The organism is Acidovorax sp. BL-A-41-H1 (genome assembly GCF_051942715.1).
In genome coordinates, this window is the sequence record NZ_JBPVJQ010000003.1 from 68,514 (window position 1) to 85,114 (window position 16,601).

Below are 16,601 nucleotides of genomic sequence, written 5' to 3' on the forward strand. Positions count from 1 at the left end.
GCGGCGCGCTGCAGGTCAGCGGCTTCGCTCGCGCGTCACGCCCACATCGATGTCGCCAAACACGCTGATGCCGCTGGCGCCCTGCCGTTGCTGCGGGCTGGCGGGGTCGCTGGAGCGTGCCGAGCTTGGCGTGCTGGTGCAGCCGCCCAGCGCGCCCGCCAGGGCCAGCAGCGCCAGCGCGATGCGCCAGGAACGCACTGCGGAGGGCGCTGCACAGGGCGCTACATCTGCGCGGTGCGATTGCTTCATCCTTCACCTCCCAGGTGGTTGCCCAGAATGCCCGCCAGCTCGAACATGCCTGCGCTGTCCTTGCCGAACACGGCACGCAGCTTGTCGTCGGCGACGATGGTGCGCTTGTCCTTGGGGTCCTGCAGGTTGTGGGCCTTGATGTATTCCCACATCTTCTTGACGGCCTCGGGGCGGGCCACGGGTTCGGCGCCGATCACGGCGGCCAGCGCGGCGCTGGGGGCCTTGCCGGCAGCGGCCTTGCGGGGGGCCTTGGCAGCGGCGGTCTTGCTGGCCGGTGCCTTCTTCGCAGCGGCCGGTTTTGCGGCTTTTTTGACTGAAGCCGCCGTTTTACCTGCCTTGGCAGCTATGCTTTTTGCAGCAGCACCGGGGCGTGGCGGGAACTTGCTCGGCGCAAACTCAAAGTTGACCTTGCCCGCCTCCTTGTCCCACGCCAGGTGGGCCTTGAAGGCGCGGCGCGTGCGCATGCTCACGAACTTGTCGAGCAGGTCTGTCTTGCCGGTCTCCAGCAGCTTGGTCATCTGCTCGCGCTCCACCGGCTGCTGCAGGATGATCTTGCCGCTCTTGAAGGTGCAACTCGGCGTGGGCTGCGCGGCGGTGGGCACGGCCTTGCTGCACACAAAGTTGCTGCCGTGCTCGTGCACTTCCGATCCGCAGATGGGGCAGGCGCCCAGTGATGCGTCTTCAAACTCGACGATCTCGCCGGACTCCTCGCCCTTCTTGTCGTCGCCAAAGTCGAATTCGAGCTTGTAGTTGTGCGCCTCGTCGTCGTACTTGATGACGATCTCGGACGTGAAGGGCCAGCCGGCCTTGGAGCGGAAGCCTTCCAGCGGGCCGATTTTCTTGGTCGCCAACAGCGCGTTGGCTTCGGCCGTTTCAAACGTGCGGCCCGCGGGCGACTTGCCGAAGCTGAAGCCGCAACCTTCAGCGCCTGCCTTGCCTACGCAGGCAAAGCGGCGGTAGTTTTCCTTCACCACGCCGCCGCAATTAGGGCAAGGTGATTCGAGCGTTGCGTAGTCGCCCGGGATGGTGTCGCGGTCGTATTCCTTGGCCTTCTTGACCATGCGCTCGGTCATGGCGGCGATCTGCTGCATGAAGGCTTCGCGGCTGAGCAGGCCCTTTTCCATCTGCGAGAGCTTGAACTCCCATTCGCCGGTCAGGTCGGCGCGGCAGAGTTCTTCCACCTCCAGCCCGCGCAGCAGCGTCATGAGCTGGAAGGCCTTGGCGGTGGGGATGATCTCGCGGCCTTCACGCAGCATGTACTTTTCGGTCAGCAGGCCTTCGATGATGGCCGCGCGCGTGGCTGGCGTGCCCAGGCCTTTTTCCTGCATGGCTTCGCGCAGCTCGTCGTCGTCGATCTGCTTGCCTGCACTTTCCATCGCGCCGAGCAGCGTGGCTTCCGAATATCGCGCGGGGGGCTTTGTCTTGAGGCCCTTGGGGTCCACGGCCAGCGTGTTGACCATTTCGCCGGGTTTGACGGGCACCAGGTTCTGGCCCTTGTCGCCATCCTTGCCGCCTTCCACTTCGTCGGCCGCTTCCTTGCCGTAGATGGCCAGCCAGCCCGGCTTGACCAGCACCTTGCCTTCGGTTTTGAAGCTGTGCGGGGCCACGGTGCTGATGCGCGTGGTCACCGTGTATTCGGCACTGGGGAAGAACACGGCCATGAAGCGGCGCACGACTAGGTCGTACAGCTTTTGCTCGGCTTCAGAAAGGCCGCTGGGAGCCTGCAGCGTGGGGATGATGGCAAAGTGATCGCTGACCTTGCTGTTGTCAAAGATGCGCTTGGACGGGCGCACGTAGTTGTTGTTCAGCGCCGTGAGTGCGTGCGGCGCTAGGTGCCGCATGCCGCTGTCGGCCAGCATCTCGAAGGTCTGCTTGGCCACGGGCAAGTAGTCTTCCGGCAGCGCGCGCGAATCGGTACGCGGGTAGGTCAGGGCCTTGTGGCGCTCGTACAGACTTTGCGCCAGGGCCAGCGTGGTCTTGGCAGAAAAGCCGAACTTGCCGTTGGCCTCGCGCTGCAGGCTGGTCAGGTCGAACAGAAGGGGCGACGCTTGCGTGGTGGGCTTGCTCTCTTCGGTGACGGTGGCCTGCTTGCCACGCACGGCGTTGGCTATTGACTGGGCTTCGGCGGCCGACCACACGCGGTCGGCGCGGGCTTCCACGTCTTCCGATTTTTTCCACTTGGGGTCGAACCACTTGGCGGGGTATTCACCGGCCTGGGCACCAAAGGTGGCGTGGATTTCCCAGTAGTCGCGGCTGATGAACTTGCGGATCTTTTCCTCGCGCTCCACCACCAGCGACAGCGTGGGCGTCTGCACCCGGCCCACGGTGGTCAAGAAGAAACCGCCGTCACGCGAGTTGAACGCCGTCATGGCGCGCGTGCCGTTGATGCCCACCAGCCAGTCGGCCTCGGAGCGGCTGCGCGCCGCGCTGGCCAGGCCCGCCATCTGCTGCTCGGTGCGCAGGGCGTCAAAGCCGTCGCGGATGGCCTGGGGCGTCATGGACTGCAGCCACAGGCGTTTGACCGGCTTGCCCAGGGGCTTGGCGCCACCGGCGTATTGCTCGATCAGGCGGAAGATCAGCTCACCCTCGCGGCCCGCGTCACAGGCGTTGATGAGGTCGGTCACGTCCTTGCGTTTGGCCTGCTTGACCACTGCGTTCAGGCGCGTCTTGGTCTTGTCCACGGGCTTCAGGTCAAAGTACGGCGGGATCACGGGCAGGTGCGCAAAGCTCCATTTGCCGCGTTTCACGTCAAACTGCTCGGGCGCCTGGATCTCCACCAGGTGGCCCACGGCGCTGGTGACTACATAGCGGTCGTTCTCGAAGTGGTCTTCGTGCTTTTCAAACTTGCCCGCCACGGGGGTCAGGGCGCGCACGATGTCCTGTGCGACGGAGGGTTTTTCTGCAATTACCAGGGTCTTGGTCATGTGGGGGCTCTCGCCTGTCTTCGTTCAGTCTGCTGCTGTGCCGGGGTGCGCACGGGGCCAGCCCCGGCGCTTCTACAATTCGGTTTCTCGCGCATGTACGCGCGCTGGCACACATGTGCACACGTACGCGCACGCACATGTGTGTGCACTATCAAGTTAACAGAGTTTTTCACATGCCCCGCTCCGCCTCGCACGCCGCAGCCCCCGCCACCGCCGGACTGGGCCGCCGCATCCAGACCCGGCGCTCGGGCGTGCATGGCAACGGCGTGTTTGCCGTGCAGGACATTGCCGAGGGCGAAGTGCTGGTGGAGTACACCGGCCAGGTCATCACCTGGCAGGAGGCGCAGGACCGCCACCCGCATGACCCCCTGCAACCCAATCACACGTTTTACTTCCATGTGGATGCAGATCGCGTGATCGACGCAAAGTTCGGCGGCAACTCGTCGCGCTGGATCAACCACAGCTGCGACCCCAACTGCTACGCCGACGAGCGCGACGGCCGCATTTTCATCACCGCGCTGCGCAATATCAAGGCCGGCGAAGAGCTGAACTACGACTACGGCCTGATCATCGAAGAGCGCTACACCAAGAAGCTCAAGGCCGAATACCCCTGCTGGTGCGGCAGCCAGAACTGCCGCGGCACCCTGCTGGCCCCCAAGCGGGGCTGGGCACCGCCCATGCCGCCACTGCCGGCGGTGGAGGCAGCCCCCGCGCCCAAGGCCAAGCCCAAGGCGCGCACGACCAAGCCCGGTACTGCCCCCAAGGCAGGCGCAAAGGGCCGCCGCGCGTGACCACCGCCCCCATCCGATGGCCGGCCGAGGCCCTGTGGGAGGCGGTCTCGCCCCTGCTGCCCGGCTTCACCGTCGAGATCCTGCCCACCATCGACTCCACCAACACCGAGCTGATGCGCCGCGCGCGCGCCGGGCAGTGCGAGCCCACATTGCTGGTGGCCGAGGCGCAAACCGCTGGCCGCGGCCGTCTGGGGCGCACATGGCACAGCGGAGAAGCGGGCGATGAAGGCACTCCGAACGCAGGGTTGCCGTCGCTGATGATGTCGCTGGGCCTGCCCATGGCGCCCAAGGACTGGTCCGGCCTCTCGCTGGCCGTGGGCGTGAGCGTGGCCGAGAGCTTGCAGCCCGTGCTGCCGCCGCTGGGCGCCGGGCAGCCCGCCCGCGTGGGCCTGAAATGGCCCAACGACCTGTGGCTGGGCGGCGACCCGCTGGGCGACCGCAAGCTGGGCGGCATCCTGGTGGAGACCGCCAGCTTTGTCGCGCCACAGACCACACGGGAAGCCTCCCCCAGCGGCAGCGCCGCGCGCTATGTGGTGATCGGCATTGGCATCAACGTGCTGCCGCGTGACGGCGAGGGCATGAGCATGCCCCCGGGCAGCCTGCAGGACGTTGAACCGGGCCTCGATGCCCCCGGCGCGCTGGCGCGCATCGTGCCGCCGCTGGTGGCCATGCTGCAGTCGTTTGAAGGCTACGGCTTTGCGCCCATGCAGCCCCGCTTTGCCGCGCGCGACGTGCTGCAAGGCCGCGCCGTGACGCTGAGCGACGGCCACACGGGCACGGCGCATGGCGTGGGTGAAGACGGCGCCCTGCTGGTGCACACCGCAGGCGGCATGCAGGCGGTGACCAGCTCGGAAATCAGCGTGCGGCCCACGGGCATGCCGCGCGTGTAGCCGCCGCCAGCATATGCGCGATGATGCGTGCGAACCACCGGACGAGCGCCCCATGACGACACCCACCACGCCGACCACCACCCTCCCCGCCAGCCCGGAAGGCCCCGCCGCATGCTGAGGCTGGCCGTTGCCGCCCTGCTGCTGGCCAATGCGGGCTACTACGCATGGACGCAAGGCTTTCTGGGCCAGTTTGGCCTGGCGCCCGAGGAGCAGTCCGAGCCCCAGCGCATGAACCAGCAGATCCGCCCGGAAACCCTGCAGATCCTGCGCGTGAATCCGAGCAAGCCATCTGCTCCGCCGCCCGCACCTGCCGCGGCGCAGCCCGCTGCAGCCGGATCGCAATCGGCAGCCCCCGCACCCGCGGACGCCGCCGCCGTGGCCGCAGCAGATACGGCCGAGTGCCTGCAGGCCGGCGTGTTTGACGATCGCCAGGCCGAAGCGCTGCGCACCGCCGCCGCTGCCGGCCTGCCCGCCGGCAGCTGGGTGATGGACCCCACGCCCATCCCCGGGCGCTGGATGGTCTACATGGGCCGGTTTGAAGACATCGAAACCCTGGACCGCAAGCGCGCCGAACTGCGCGCGCGCAAGGTGGACCACGACCGCGCGGGTGGCACGCTGGAGTTCGGCCTCTCGCTCGGGCGCTTTTCCACCAAGGACGCCGCCGAGCGCGAGCTGGCCAGCCTGAACACCCGCGGCGTGCGCACCGCCCGCGTCATCCAGGAACGCCCCGATTCGCCAGGCTTCACGCTGCGCCTGCCCAGCGTGAACGACGCGTTGCGCGCGCGGCTGGATACCCTGCGCACCGCCATGGCCGGCAAGACGCTGCGCACCTGCGCCTGAGGCTTGCCGCGCGGGCCTCTCAGCCCACGGATGCCCGTGCACAGGATGGGTCGATGGCCCGCGTCTCGCCGTGGCGCATCAGCCAGACGGTGTCTGCGGGCAGCCCGCGCTGCGCCAGCGCCGCTGCCAGGTCGCGCGGCGGATGGTCGAAGGCCTCTTGCGTGAGCATGAAGGTGCCCCAGTGCACGCCCATGGCCTGGGCGGCGCCCACGTCCTGCATCAGCTGCACGGCATCGGCCGGATTCACATGCATGGGCTTCATGAAATCGCGCGGCAGGTAGGCACCGATGGGCAGGGCCAGAAAGTCCACAACCCCGAGCCGCTGACGGATGGCCTTGAAGTCTTCGCTGTAACCCGTGTCGCCCGGGAACAGAAATCGCCATGGCGTGGCACCCTCGGCGGCGTGGCCCGCCCTTGCCCATTCGATCAGAAAGCCGCCCCACAGCGATGCGTTCGTGTCCCACGGCGTGCGGCGGCTCCAGTGCTGTGCGGGCGTGAAATGCACGCGCAGCCCAGGGGCAAGGTCGGCATGCTCCCACCAGTGAAGCTCGGTCACGGGGCCAAAGCCGCGCTGGGTGAACCACCCGCCCAGGCCTTGCGGCACCACGAAGTGGGGCGTCTGCCCGGCCTGCTGCAAGCGGCGCAGCGTGGCGTAGCACAGGTGGTCGTAGTGGTTGTGCGAGATCAGTACCACGTCGATAGGGGGCAGCGCCTCGGGTTGCAGCGGTGCGGGCACGCGGCGCGGGGCGCCAAAGCGGCCCAGCGGGCCCGCGTGGGTCGCAAGCGTCGGGTCCATCAGCACATTGAGGCCACCCACCTGCAGCAGGATGGACACGTGGCCCAGCCAGGTCACCACCGGCGACTGCGGGCGCTGCGCCAGCCGCGCATGGTCCACCGGTGTGCTCCAGGCACGGGCAAAGGCCTCATAGCCACCAGCGGGCGGCTGCAGCGGCTTGAAGTCGCCCCGCAGCGAGCGCCACACCATTTCGTACCAGGGGAAATTGCCAATGACCACGCCGGGGTGGCTGTTGGCAAAGCGGCGGGCGGGTGGGGACATGGGCGCAGGTCAGGTGGCTAGGGCAAGGCATCATGCCGCAGGTGCGTGACCCCCGGCGCCTGTCGCGGATACGTTCGCCTGCACGCAGGTGCGGCAGCAGCAGCCGTCACACCGATGTGGCGAGTTCAGTTGCGCGCAGGTACGTCGCGCGCTTCAAAACGTACGCTGAACCGGGCGCCGGGCGGGTGCTGGCCGGGCCGGGCGTCTTCCAGCAACACCTCGGCGCCATGCTTGCGCGCAATCTCGAGCACGATGGGCAGGCCCAGGCCCGAGCCGTCGGCCTCGCTGCCCAGGGCCCGGTAAAACGGCTGGAACACCAGCTCGCGTTCGGACTCGGGCACGCCCGGGCCCGAGTCTTCCACCTGCAGCAGCAAGACATGACCAAAGGTGTCGGCCAACACGCGGGCCGTGACCACGCCCGGCTTGCCGGGGGTGGACGGCGTGTAGTTGATGGCGTTGTCGAGCAGGTTGCGCACCAGCTCCTTGAGCAGCGTGGGGTTGCCGTCCAGCAGCACACCAGGCGAGCCGGGCTCGGCCCCGTCGTAGCCCAGGTCGATGTGCTTGTCGAGCGCGCGCGGCACCGAGTCGCGCACCACCTCGATCACCAGGCGTGCCAGGTCGCAGGGCTGGCGCGCAATGCCCACGCCGCTGCCCTCGGCCCGGGCCAGCGCCAGCAGCTGGTTGACGGTGTGCGTGGCGCGGATGCTGGAGCGCCCGATCTGCTGCAGCGAACGCTTGAGCTCCTCGGTGCTGGTGCCTTCGCGCTGGGCCAGGTCGGCCTGCATACGCAGGCCGGCCAGCGGGGTCTTGAGCTGGTGTGCGGCATCGGCCAGAAAGCGCTTTTGTGTGGCGAGCGAGTCATTCAGGCGCTTGAGCAGGTCGTTGACGGACGCCACCAGCGGCGCCACCTCCAGCGGCACGGTGCGGTCGTCCAGCGGCGAGAGGTCGTCGGGGTTGCGGGCGCGGATGCGCTGCTCCAGCTGGTTGAGCGGCTGGATGCCGCGGGCCAGCGCCAGCCACACCAGCAGCACGGCCAGCGGCAAGATGACGAACTGCGGCAGCATCACGCCCTTGATGATTTCGGTGGCCAGCACGCTGCGCTTTTCGCGCGTTTCGGCCACCTGCACCAGCACCATGGGCGCCTCTTCGGCGGGCATGCGCACCCACACGTAGGCCACGCGGATCTCGATGCCGCGCATCTCGGCATCGCGCAGGCGCACCTCGCCGGGGTGGGGGATTTCGTCGCCGGGGGGCTCGGGCAGGTCGCGCTCGCCCGACAGGAACTCGCCGCCGGGGCCGACCACCTGGTAGTACACGATGTCGGAATCGTCGGCGCGCAGGATCTCGCTGGCGGGCTGGGGCAGGTTGAATTGCGCCCTGCCGTTGGCCACGCTCACCAGCTGCGCCAGTGCGTGGGCGTTGTACTCCAGCGCGCGGTCAAACGGCTTGTTGGCCAGGCCCTGCGCCACCAGCCAGGTCAGCGCGAGGCTCACAGGCCACAGCAGCAGCAGCGGCGTGAGCATCCAGTCGAGGATCTCGCCAAACAGGGAGCGCTGCTCTCGCAGAAAGATCTTCAAGGCGGCCGCCGCAGGTGTTTTGAGATCAAATGTGCCGCAAGTGCATTATTTGATTGCACCTGTAGCTATTATTTATATAGCAAACGATTCCCGGTCAGCCCGGGATCTTTTCCAGGCAGTAGCCCAGCCCGCGCACGGTGGCGATGCGGATGGGCCCGCCCTCGATCTTCTTGCGCAGGCGGTGGATGTACACCTCGATGGCGTTGTTGCTCACCTCTTCGCCCCACTCGCACAGGCGCTCCACCAGCTGCTCCTTGCTCACCAGGCGGCCGGCGCGCTGCAGCAGCACCTCCAGCAGGCCCAGTTCGCGGGCCGACAGCTCGATCATCTTGCCGTCGATGGTGGCCACGCGGCCGGTCTGGTCGTACACCAGCGGGCCGTGCTTGATGACGCTGCTGGTGCCGCCCATGCCGCGGCGCGTGAGCGCCCGCACGCGGGCTTCCAGCTCCTGCAGGCTGAAGGGCTTGGCCATATAGTCGTCGGCGCCGAAGTCCAGGCCCTTCACGCGCTCTTCCACGCTGTCGGCCGCAGTCAGGATGAGCACCGGCAGCGCCGAGCCGCGGCTGCGCAGCTTCTTGAGCACTTCCAGGCCATGCATGCGCGGCAGGCCCAGGTCGAGGATCAGCAGGTCGAATTCGTTGTTGGTCAGCAGCGCGGCATCGGCCTCGGTGCCGCTGGCCACGTGGTCCACCACGGCGCCCGAGGTGCGCAGGGTGCGCAGCAGACCATCGGCCAGCACCTGGTCGTCTTCGGCAATGAGGATGCGCATGCGGTTGTCTCCGGTGTGTTGTGCGGCCATGGTGCATGGCCTTTCCGCCCGGTGATTTTAGGGCGCCGCGCAGGGCTGTGCGGCGAACCCGGTGCCCGCTGGTGCCGCGGGCGCAGCGCTTCAGCGCGGGTCGGTGGCCAGCAGCGTCTGCGCGAGGGCCTTGAGGTCCGCCTGCAGTCGCGTCATGCCTTCGGGGAGCTGGGCCAGCGTGCGCTCGTCCATGTAGAGCTTGCGGTTGATCTCCAGCTGGATGCTGTGGCGGTGCTGCGCCGGGTTGCTGTAGCGGCGCACCAGCTCGACGCCCTTGTACGGGTGGTTGTAGGCCACGCTGTAGCCACACGCGCGCAGCTGCTCGCACACCAGGGCCGACAGCGCCGGGTTGGCGGTGGTGCCGTCGCGGTCGCCCACCACAAAGTCGGCATGTTCCAGGCCCGGGAAGTCGGTGGCAAAGCGCCCGGCCACCGCGGGCATGGAGTGGCAGTTGATGTGAATGCTGTAGCCATGCCGGGCGTGTGCTGCCTCGATGGCCTGCTGCACGGCGGCGTGGTAGGGGCGCCAGCAATGGTCGATGCGATGGCGCACCTCTGCCACCGAAAGCTGCCGGTTGTAAATGGGCTCGCCCTCGTCGGTCAGCTTCCAGATCAGGCCCTTGCCCAGGCGTACCTTGCTGAGTACCGCCGGGTCGGTGGAAACCGGGTCGGGCCAGGGTGCATCTAGCAGGGTGACATCCAGCTCGGTCGTGTCGCGGTTGGCATCGAGGTAGATGCGCGGAAAGTGCGCCTCGACCCACGCCACGCCCAGCGCGGGGGCAAAGGCGTAGATCTTTTCGACGTGGGTGTCTTCGGCGCGCCGCAGCGTGGCCAGTGCGCAGGCGGCGTTGAAGTCGGCCGGGTAGTGCGTGCCGCTGTGGGGGGAGTCGAGCACCAGGGCGGTGGTGCCAGGCACGGCGGTCACGCTGGCGGAGGCGGGCCCGGGCGAACCGGTGGCGCCTGGCTGGGCTTGCTGGAAGTGGTGATGGATCAGTTTCAGGGCGGCATGCATAGGCAGAGTGTGCGCAAAGTGGGGCGGCTGGCCTGGCCGCCCAGACCGGGCAAAGACCATGGTTATCACTGCAGCGGTCTTTCCCGGCTATGGCCGCCGGGCCCCCTGGGCCCGGTGTGCGTTCAGTCGAGTACGACCTTGGCGTAGGCAGCGACGCCCTTCATTTTGTCGATTTCGTGGGCAATCTGTGCGGTGAAGTCCCTGGAGGCCGTCCCTGAAGGGTACAACCCCTGACCTGCAAGGCGATCCCGGACGGCGGGCTCGCGTAGCGCTTGGGCCACCGCCTGCTGAATGCGGTCGACCTCTGCACGCGGTGTCCCCGCCGGAGCCACCAGACCGAACCACGAGGGTTCGTTGGCCTGCCTGTAGCCCAGTGCGGCATAGGTTGGCACATCGGGAAGGACGTCGAGCCGCACGGGCCAGGACACCGCCAGCGCCTTGAGCTTGCCGGACTTGATGTGCGACAGCGAGGACGCCACCTGGTCGAAGTACACCGCCACCTGCCCCGCCAGCACATCGTTGATGGCCGGGCCTGCGCCGCGGTACGGAATGTGCACCATCGACGTGCCGGTGCTGCGCTTGAACAGCTCGCCCCACATGTGGCCGATGGTGCCGTTGCCCGGCGTGGCGTAGGACACCTTGCCGGGGTTGGCCTTGAGGTGCTTGACCAGCTCGGCAAAGTCCTTGACCGGCAGCACGGCGGGGTTGACCACCAGCACCCCGGGGGCCTTGACGATTTCGGTCACCCCCACGAAATCCTTGATGGGGTCGTACGGCAGTTTGTTGTACACCGCCGGATTGACGCCGTGCGTGGACAGCGTGGCCACGCCCAGGGTCAGGCCGTCTGCCGGGGCCCGGGCCACCTCGGCCATGCCGATGGAGCCGCCTGCGCCGCCGCGGTTTTCGAGCACCACGGGCTGCTTGAGGATGCGCGACAGCGGCTCCTGCAGGCTGCGGGCGGTGATGTCGGTCGCGCCGCCCGGAGGGAAGGGCACGATGATGCGCAAGGGCTTGGCTTCTTGCGCAAAACTCATTCCGGGAGCGAAAGACACAGCGGCAATTGCTGAAAGCATGTGGCGGCGTTGCATGGGAGGGTCTCCTTTGTGGAGCCCTGAGATTACGGTTGGCCCGCTTGGGCGCCAAGCAACAGATGGAGCTGATAACATTCCGGAATGGAATGATCAACAGCCTGTACCGTGTCTTCGCTTCGCCGGCTCTCACCCCCTTTGCACCTGCTGCGCGCCTTCTCGGCGGTCACGCGGTTCGGCAGCGTGTCGCGTGCGGCGGATGCGCTGCACCTGACGCAAAGTGCCGTCAGCAAGCAGGTTCGCGAGCTGGAGGACTGGGTGGGCGTCGTCCTGTTCGAGCGCAGCCGCAAGCGCCTGGCGCCGACCCCCGCCGGCGAGCGCTATGAGAAGGCTGTGCGCGCCGTGCTGGCGCAGCTGGAGGCTGCGACGCTGGAGCTCATCACCACCAACGACGGCGGCGGCGCGCTGCACCTGTCCAGCCTGCCCACGTTTGCCGCCAAGTGGCTGATCCCGCGCCTGCCGCTGTTCCAGCAGCAGCACCCGCAGATCACCTTGCACTTCGTGCCCTATGTGCACAGCTACGACTTCGAGCGGCCCGAGCTGGACTGCTCCATCCTGTTTGGCGACGGCCACTGGCCCGGCGCCCACGCGCACTACATCACCGGCAACGACGTGGCACTGATCGCCCCGCGCGCCAGCGTGGCCGACTGGGCCATCACCTCGCCCGGCGACGTGGCGCGGCATGCGCTGATGCGGCACGTGACAGTGCCCGAGGCGTGGCTGCGCTGGGGCGAGTCGCACGGCGTGCCCGGCCTGGTCGACCCGCTGGCAGGCCCGCAGTTCGACCAGTTCCAGACCATGATCCGCGCGGTGATGGCAGGCATGGGCCTGGCACTGGTGCCGCGCTGCCTGGTGCACGACGAGATCGCCGCCGGCCTGGTGCGCGAACCCCTGGCCGACCACGCCATGGGCGGCGGCTACGTCAGCGACATGGGCTACTGGTTCTGCTACCCGGAGGGGCGCACGCAACTGCATGCGCTGCAGTGCTTTCGGCAATGGCTGCTGGAAGCGGCTGGCACAGCAACCGAGCCGGCGCCCTTGCCTGCGCCGCCCCGCTGATCACCCGCAGTGGCGCAGCGCCCGCCCCTGCCTTCAATCAGGCCCCGCCCGCGCCACCGGCATACGCCTCCAGCCCGATGCTGACCACCGTGGCCACGTCATCGCCCACCTCGGCGCGGAACTCGGCCTCGGCCTGCGCCACGGCGTCTCGGAACGCCTGGAGCCACGCCAACCCAGCCGGGGTAAAGCACACGCGGCGCGCGCGGGCGTCCAGCGGGTCGGCCTCGCGCGTGACCAGGCCCCACGCCTCGCACTGATCCACCAGGTTGGCCATGGCCTGCTTGGTCATCCCGGCGCGCTGGGCCAGGTCAGTCAGCCGGTCGCCCTGCAAGGCCAGGTGGCGCGTGATGTGCACATGCGCAGCCGACACCTGGTCGCGCGCGGCCAGGTTGGACAGGGCCAGCGGCACCTCGACGTTGTGGGCCATCAGTTGCAGCACCCGCGCGTCAAAGCGGCGCAGCGCGCTGCCCATGAGCCGGCCCAGGTGGGTCTGGCGCCAGCCGGCATCCTGGGCCGTGGCAGCGTCGTGAAAGGAAGAAAACGCCATCCGGATATTGTCAATCAAACTGACTAAATTTGCGCTACTGTAATTTCAACGGCTCGCATAAACTACTGTTCACGCATCCAGCCTGTGATTAACCGCAGAGCCATGGAAGCCTTCCAACCTGTTGCTATTCAAGGAGTTTTTCATGGACGTCAAAGGCACCAACCCCGCTCTGCCGGTCAACACCGAAAAGGCCAAGGCCCTGGCGGCTGCGCTGGCCCAGATCGAAAAGCAGTTCGGCAAGGGCACGATCATGCGGCTGGGTGAAGGCGAAGTGATCGAGGACATCCAGGTCGTTTCCACGGGCTCGCTGGGCCTCGATATCGCGCTGGGCGTGGGCGGCCTGCCGCGCGGCCGGGTGGTTGAAATCTACGGCCCGGAATCGTCGGGCAAGACCACGCTGACCCTGCAGGTGATTGCCGAGATGCAAAAGCTGGGCGGCACCTGCGCCTTTGTGGACGCCGAGCACGCGCTGGATGTGCAGTACGCCCAGAAACTGGGTGTGCAGCTGTCCGACCTGCTGATCAGCCAGCCCGACACCGGCGAACAGGCCCTTGAAATCGTGGACAGTCTGGTGCGCTCGGGCGCCGTGGACCTGATCGTGGTCGACTCGGTGGCCGCGCTCACGCCCAAGGCTGAAATTGAAGGCGAAATGGGCGACGCACTGCCCGGCCTGCAGGCCCGCCTGATGAGCCAGGCCCTGCGCAAGCTCACGGCCACGATCAAGAAGACCAACTGCATGGTCATCTTCATCAACCAGATCCGCATGAAGATCGGCGTGATGTTCGGCAGCCCCGAAACCACCACTGGCGGCAACGCGCTCAAGTTCTACGCCTCGGTGCGCCTCGATATCCGCCGCACCGGCACCATCAAGAAGGGCGACGAAGCCATCGGCAACGAAACCAAGGTCAAGGTGGTCAAGAACAAGGTGAGCCCGCCCTTCAAGACGGCCGAGTTCGACATCCTGTTCGGCGAAGGCATCAGCCGCGAGGGCGAGATCATCGACATGGGCGTGACGGCCAAGATCGTGGAAAAGAGCGGTGCCTGGTACGCGTACAACGGCGAAAAGATCGGCCAGGGCCGCGACAACGCCCGCGAATTCCTGCGCGAGAACTCCGACCTGGCGCGCGAGATCGAGAACAAGGTGCGGGAGAGCCTGGGTATCTCGCTGCTGCCGCCAGCGCTGGCGGCAGCTGGTGCCGGCGACGAGGCCTAAGCCCAAAGCACGGCAGTTGCAGGAAAGCAGGGCCCGGGAAACCGGGCCTTGCGCTATACGCCAGCGAGCGCAGACCAGCGCACAACATGGCGCAAGCAGCCCAGGGCCTCGTAACAGCCTTTTTAATGCCAAAAAGGCTTGTAGCGCTTGAATCAATTGCCTGTGTAGCTATTATTTATATAGCACAATTCACGCCATGGGTTTCGCAGCACTGTCACTCAAAGGCCGCGCCCTGCGGCTGCTCAGCCAGCGCGAGCATTCACGCGATGAGCTGCGGCGCAAGCTCGCGCGGCATGTGCAGGAAGGTGAAGACCTGGATGCTGTGCTGGATGACCTCCAAGCCAAGGACTTCATCAGCGAAGCGCGGGTGGTCGAGTCCACCGTGCACCGGCGCGCCAGTCGCCTGGGCGCTGCCCGTATCCGTCAGGAACTGCAGGCCAAAGGCGTGGCGCCCGACCTGGTGCAACAGGCCGTGGCAGGCCTGCACGACAGCGAGTTTGCACGCGCCCATGCGCTGTGGACCCGCCGGTTTGATGCCTTGCCCGGTGATGCCAAAGAACGCGGGCGGCAAGGCCGGTTTTTGCTGACGCGGGGCTTCTCGGGAGAAGTCATCCACCGGGTGCTTCGCGGGGAGGTTCCGCACGACGGAGCCAGCGAAGCGTGATGCACAACCGGCTTGCAGTGCGTGCTGATGGCATCGGCACGCGCACCGCGCGCCCGCCTCACTCACGTCACCTCACTCGCGTCCACGTACCTCGCTCATTAGCGTCAGCGCGAAGCAGGCGGTGCAGCCGGCAAGGCTGCCGGTGCGTCAGGCGACACACCCGGGGGTACAGGGCGAGCGCCTGTGGCAGCCGGGTTGCCTGTACTCGTCCCGCCCGAAGCGCCCGAGCCGACGCCGGGCGTTGCCTGCGGTGCACCGCCCACTGGCGCACCCACGGCTTCTCGCCCGGGGGCGGTCGGTGTGTCTGCAGCAGATGGGACCACGGCAGTGGTCGTGCCGCCCGCACCGGCCGCGCCGCCGGTGGTAGCCCCCGCGGGGCGGGTGCCGGCAGCGTGCCCGGAGATCCCGCCGGTGTCGCGCCTGGTGATTCCGGGGTCGGGGCCGCCGGTGGTCGCACCCGCAGGTGACTGGGCCGGGCCGTCCCCCACGCCGGTGCGGGCTGCGCCCTCAGGCCCCAGCATGTTGAAGCCCAGCACGAGCAGCAATGCCACGGCTGCCGCACCGATAAAGAAAAACATGAGCCCGCTGTTCTCGCGGCCGCTCGTGGACGGGGATGGGCTCGGCCGGGCGGTGGTGCCGGTGGCCTGCGCCCCCGGCGTGCCCTGCGGGCGGGAAGTGGTGTTCATGGCATGCCTCGCGCTGGATAAGGTGGAAGCCCACGTTACGCAGCAGCACACATGCACGCTGTCAGACAAGCCCGCGTATGCAGGCAATGCACTGCGCGCCTTCGTTGCAAAAGCGCATTTCCCCAACCGAAATCACCGCAGCAAGCAACTGCAGCCTGGCCGCGGTCAGCGCGCAGCCAGTGCGCGATCAGTGCGCGATCAGTGCGCGATCAGTGACCCAGCATCAGCTGCAGGTTCTGCACCGCAGCGCCGCTGGCGCCCTTGCCCAGATTGTCCAGGCGCGCAATCACCACCGCCTGCCGGTATTGCTCGTTGGCAAACACGCGCAACTCCAGCTTGTTGGTGTCGGTCAGCGTGTCGGCGGCCAGCTTCAGATCATCCGTGGGCGGCAGCACGCTCACCCACTGCTCGGGCGTGTTGGTGCGGCTGTAGTGGCCGGCCAGCGCGTCGTGCAGGTCGCTGGCCTTGGGCGCGCCGGGCAGCAGGTCGAGGTGCAGCGGCAACTGCACCAGCATGCCCTGGCGGAAGTTGCCCACCGCCGGAATGAACACGGGGCGGCGCGTGAGCCCGGTGTAACGCAGGATCTCGGGAATGTGCTTGTGTGCCAGGCCCAGCGCGTAGGCTTCGTAAGGCGCTGCGGTGCCCGCCTCGTACGCTTCGATCATCGTGCGGCCGCCGCCCGAGTAGCCCGACACCGAAGGCAGGCTCAACGGATAGTCAGCGGGGATCAGTCCTGCATCGACCAGCGGGCGCAGGATGGCAATGGCCCCCGTGGCATAGCAGCCGGGGTTGGAGACGCGGCCGGCTTCGCGCACGGCTTGCGTCTGCGACGCTGCCAGCTCCGGAAACCCGTACACCCAGCCATCGGCCGTGCGGTGGGCGGTGCTGGCGTCGATCACCTTGACCTTGCGGCCCATAGTGCGCTCGATCTCGTCCACCATCGCCACGGTCTCGCGCGCCGCATCGTCGTGCAGGCACAGGATGACCAGATCCACGCCCGCCATCAGGTCGCGCTTGGCGGCCGGGTCCTTGCGCAACTCGGGCGCAATGCTGACCAGCTCGATGTGCGGCATGGTCTGCAGGCGCTCACGGATCTGCAGGCCCGTGGTGCCGGCTTCGCCATCGATGAAAACTCTGGACATGGAAGTGCTCCTGCGAAAAAAGTGGCGCCAGCGTGGGCTACCGGGTCGTCAAAGGTGCGTACAC

At 67.5% G+C, this 16,601-nt stretch carries 16 protein-coding genes; 6 read left to right on the plus strand and 10 right to left on the minus strand.

Going from position 1 to position 16,601, the window contains the following annotated elements:
• Positions 1–15: 15 nt before the first annotated feature.
• Both ACTPOI_RS01505 and ACTPOI_RS01510 read right to left on the minus strand, forming a co-directional pair.
• Entirely contained in the window at positions 16–249 is a 234-nt protein-coding gene (locus ACTPOI_RS01505; protein ID WP_440105717.1) for a hypothetical protein, read from the minus strand.
• Positions 246–3,173, minus strand: a complete 2,928-nt coding sequence (locus tag ACTPOI_RS01510) for a DNA topoisomerase III (RefSeq protein WP_440105719.1) — start codon at positions 3,171–3,173, stop codon at positions 246–248. The genes ACTPOI_RS01505 and ACTPOI_RS01510 overlap by 4 nt, the downstream gene beginning before the upstream one ends.
• Positions 3,174–3,346: 173 nt before the next feature.
• Here ACTPOI_RS01510 and ACTPOI_RS01515 point away from each other — a divergent pair, with 173 nt between their 5' ends.
• From ACTPOI_RS01515 to ACTPOI_RS01525, 3 genes are all read left to right on the plus strand, one after another.
• Positions 3,347–3,964, plus strand: a complete 618-nt coding sequence (locus tag ACTPOI_RS01515; RefSeq protein WP_440105721.1) for an SET domain-containing protein — start codon at positions 3,347–3,349, stop codon at positions 3,962–3,964.
• Positions 3,961–4,854, plus strand: a complete 894-nt coding sequence (locus ACTPOI_RS01520; RefSeq protein WP_440105723.1) for a biotin--[acetyl-CoA-carboxylase] ligase — start codon at positions 3,961–3,963, stop codon at positions 4,852–4,854. The genes ACTPOI_RS01515 and ACTPOI_RS01520 overlap by 4 nt, the downstream gene beginning before the upstream one ends.
• 111 nt (positions 4,855–4,965) lie before the next feature.
• Positions 4,966–5,694, plus strand: coding sequence for an SPOR domain-containing protein (locus ACTPOI_RS01525; RefSeq protein ID WP_440105725.1), 729 nt, complete (start codon positions 4,966–4,968; stop codon positions 5,692–5,694).
• Positions 5,695–5,713: 19 nt separating this feature from the next.
• Here the strand turns inward: ACTPOI_RS01525 and ACTPOI_RS01530 are convergent, their stop codons facing one another.
• From ACTPOI_RS01530 to ACTPOI_RS01550, 5 genes are all read right to left on the minus strand, one after another.
• The gene (locus ACTPOI_RS01530; protein WP_440105727.1) at positions 5,714–6,751 is read right to left on the minus strand and encodes an MBL fold metallo-hydrolase; all 1,038 of its coding nucleotides are present in this window, start codon (positions 6,749–6,751) and stop codon (positions 5,714–5,716) included.
• Between the two features lie 125 nt (positions 6,752–6,876).
• Positions 6,877–8,328, minus strand: coding sequence for a sensor histidine kinase N-terminal domain-containing protein (locus ACTPOI_RS01535; RefSeq protein WP_440105729.1), 1,452 nt, complete (start codon positions 8,326–8,328; stop codon positions 6,877–6,879).
• A 94-nt stretch (positions 8,329–8,422) separates the two neighbouring features.
• Positions 8,423–9,097, minus strand: coding sequence for a response regulator (locus tag ACTPOI_RS01540; protein ID WP_069104086.1), 675 nt, complete (start codon positions 9,095–9,097; stop codon positions 8,423–8,425).
• Between the two features lie 120 nt (positions 9,098–9,217).
• On the minus strand, positions 9,218–10,138 hold the full coding sequence (locus ACTPOI_RS01545; protein WP_440105731.1) for an N-formylglutamate amidohydrolase: 921 nt from the start codon (positions 10,136–10,138) through the stop codon (positions 9,218–9,220).
• A gap of 122 nt (positions 10,139–10,260) precedes the next feature.
• On the minus strand, positions 10,261–11,226 hold the full coding sequence (locus tag ACTPOI_RS01550) for a tripartite tricarboxylate transporter substrate binding protein BugE (protein WP_440105733.1): 966 nt from the start codon (positions 11,224–11,226) through the stop codon (positions 10,261–10,263).
• 108 nt (positions 11,227–11,334) lie between these two features.
• Here ACTPOI_RS01550 and ACTPOI_RS01555 point away from each other — a divergent pair, with 108 nt between their 5' ends.
• On the plus strand, positions 11,335–12,285 hold the full coding sequence (locus ACTPOI_RS01555; protein ID WP_440105735.1) for a LysR substrate-binding domain-containing protein: 951 nt from the start codon (positions 11,335–11,337) through the stop codon (positions 12,283–12,285).
• Positions 12,286–12,322: 37 nt separating this feature from the next.
• Here ACTPOI_RS01555 and ACTPOI_RS01560 read toward each other — a convergent pair whose 3' ends face one another.
• On the minus strand, positions 12,323–12,832 hold the full coding sequence (locus tag ACTPOI_RS01560; RefSeq protein WP_440105737.1) for a MarR family winged helix-turn-helix transcriptional regulator: 510 nt from the start codon (positions 12,830–12,832) through the stop codon (positions 12,323–12,325).
• Positions 12,833–12,974: 142 nt separating this feature from the next.
• Here ACTPOI_RS01560 and recA point away from each other — a divergent pair, with 142 nt between their 5' ends.
• Entirely contained in the window at positions 12,975–14,045 is a 1,071-nt protein-coding gene (gene recA, locus ACTPOI_RS01565) for a recombinase RecA (RefSeq protein WP_440105738.1), read from the plus strand.
• 196 nt (positions 14,046–14,241) lie between these two features.
• Positions 14,242–14,709: a recombination regulator RecX gene (gene recX, locus ACTPOI_RS01570; protein WP_440105740.1), complete on the plus strand. Its 468-nt coding sequence runs from the start codon at positions 14,242–14,244 to the stop codon at positions 14,707–14,709.
• A gap of 104 nt (positions 14,710–14,813) precedes the next feature.
• On the opposite strand, the gene ACTPOI_RS01575 is transcribed toward recX, so the two are convergent.
• Both ACTPOI_RS01575 and argC read right to left on the minus strand, forming a co-directional pair.
• Positions 14,814–15,395, minus strand: a complete 582-nt coding sequence (locus tag ACTPOI_RS01575; RefSeq protein WP_440105742.1) for a hypothetical protein — start codon at positions 15,393–15,395, stop codon at positions 14,814–14,816.
• A 209-nt stretch (positions 15,396–15,604) separates the two neighbouring features.
• Positions 15,605–16,537 carry an N-acetyl-gamma-glutamyl-phosphate reductase gene (gene argC, locus ACTPOI_RS01580; RefSeq protein ID WP_440105744.1) on the minus strand — a complete coding sequence of 311 codons (933 nt, stop codon included), beginning with the start codon at positions 16,535–16,537 and terminating at the stop codon, positions 15,605–15,607.
• Positions 16,538–16,601 lie beyond the last annotated feature (64 nt).

Coding starts and splice junctions, on each gene's coding strand:
- ACTPOI_RS01525 (WP_440105725.1), top strand. CDS start 4,966: ATGCTGAGGCTGGCCGTTGCCGCCCTGCTGCTGGCCAATGCGGGCTAC.
- ACTPOI_RS01560 (WP_440105737.1), bottom strand. CDS start 12,832: ATGGCGTTTTCTTCCTTTCACGACGCTGCCACGGCCCAGGATGCCGGC.
- ACTPOI_RS01530 (WP_440105727.1), bottom strand. CDS start 6,751: ATGTCCCCACCCGCCCGCCGCTTTGCCAACAGCCACCCCGGCGTGGTC.
- ACTPOI_RS01575 (WP_440105742.1), bottom strand. CDS start 15,395: ATGAACACCACTTCCCGCCCGCAGGGCACGCCGGGGGCGCAGGCCACC.
- recX (WP_440105740.1), top strand. CDS start 14,242: ATGGGTTTCGCAGCACTGTCACTCAAAGGCCGCGCCCTGCGGCTGCTC.
- ACTPOI_RS01540 (WP_069104086.1), bottom strand. CDS start 9,097: ATGCGCATCCTCATTGCCGAAGACGACCAGGTGCTGGCCGATGGTCTG.
- ACTPOI_RS01515 (WP_440105721.1), top strand. CDS start 3,347: ATGCCCCGCTCCGCCTCGCACGCCGCAGCCCCCGCCACCGCCGGACTG.
- recA (WP_440105738.1), top strand. CDS start 12,975: ATGGACGTCAAAGGCACCAACCCCGCTCTGCCGGTCAACACCGAAAAG.
- ACTPOI_RS01505 (WP_440105717.1), bottom strand. CDS start 249: ATGAAGCAATCGCACCGCGCAGATGTAGCGCCCTGTGCAGCGCCCTCC.
- ACTPOI_RS01545 (WP_440105731.1), bottom strand. CDS start 10,138: ATGCATGCCGCCCTGAAACTGATCCATCACCACTTCCAGCAAGCCCAG.
- ACTPOI_RS01550 (WP_440105733.1), bottom strand. CDS start 11,226: ATGCAACGCCGCCACATGCTTTCAGCAATTGCCGCTGTGTCTTTCGCT.
- argC (WP_440105744.1), bottom strand. CDS start 16,537: ATGTCCAGAGTTTTCATCGATGGCGAAGCCGGCACCACGGGCCTGCAG.
- ACTPOI_RS01510 (WP_440105719.1), bottom strand. CDS start 3,173: ATGACCAAGACCCTGGTAATTGCAGAAAAACCCTCCGTCGCACAGGAC.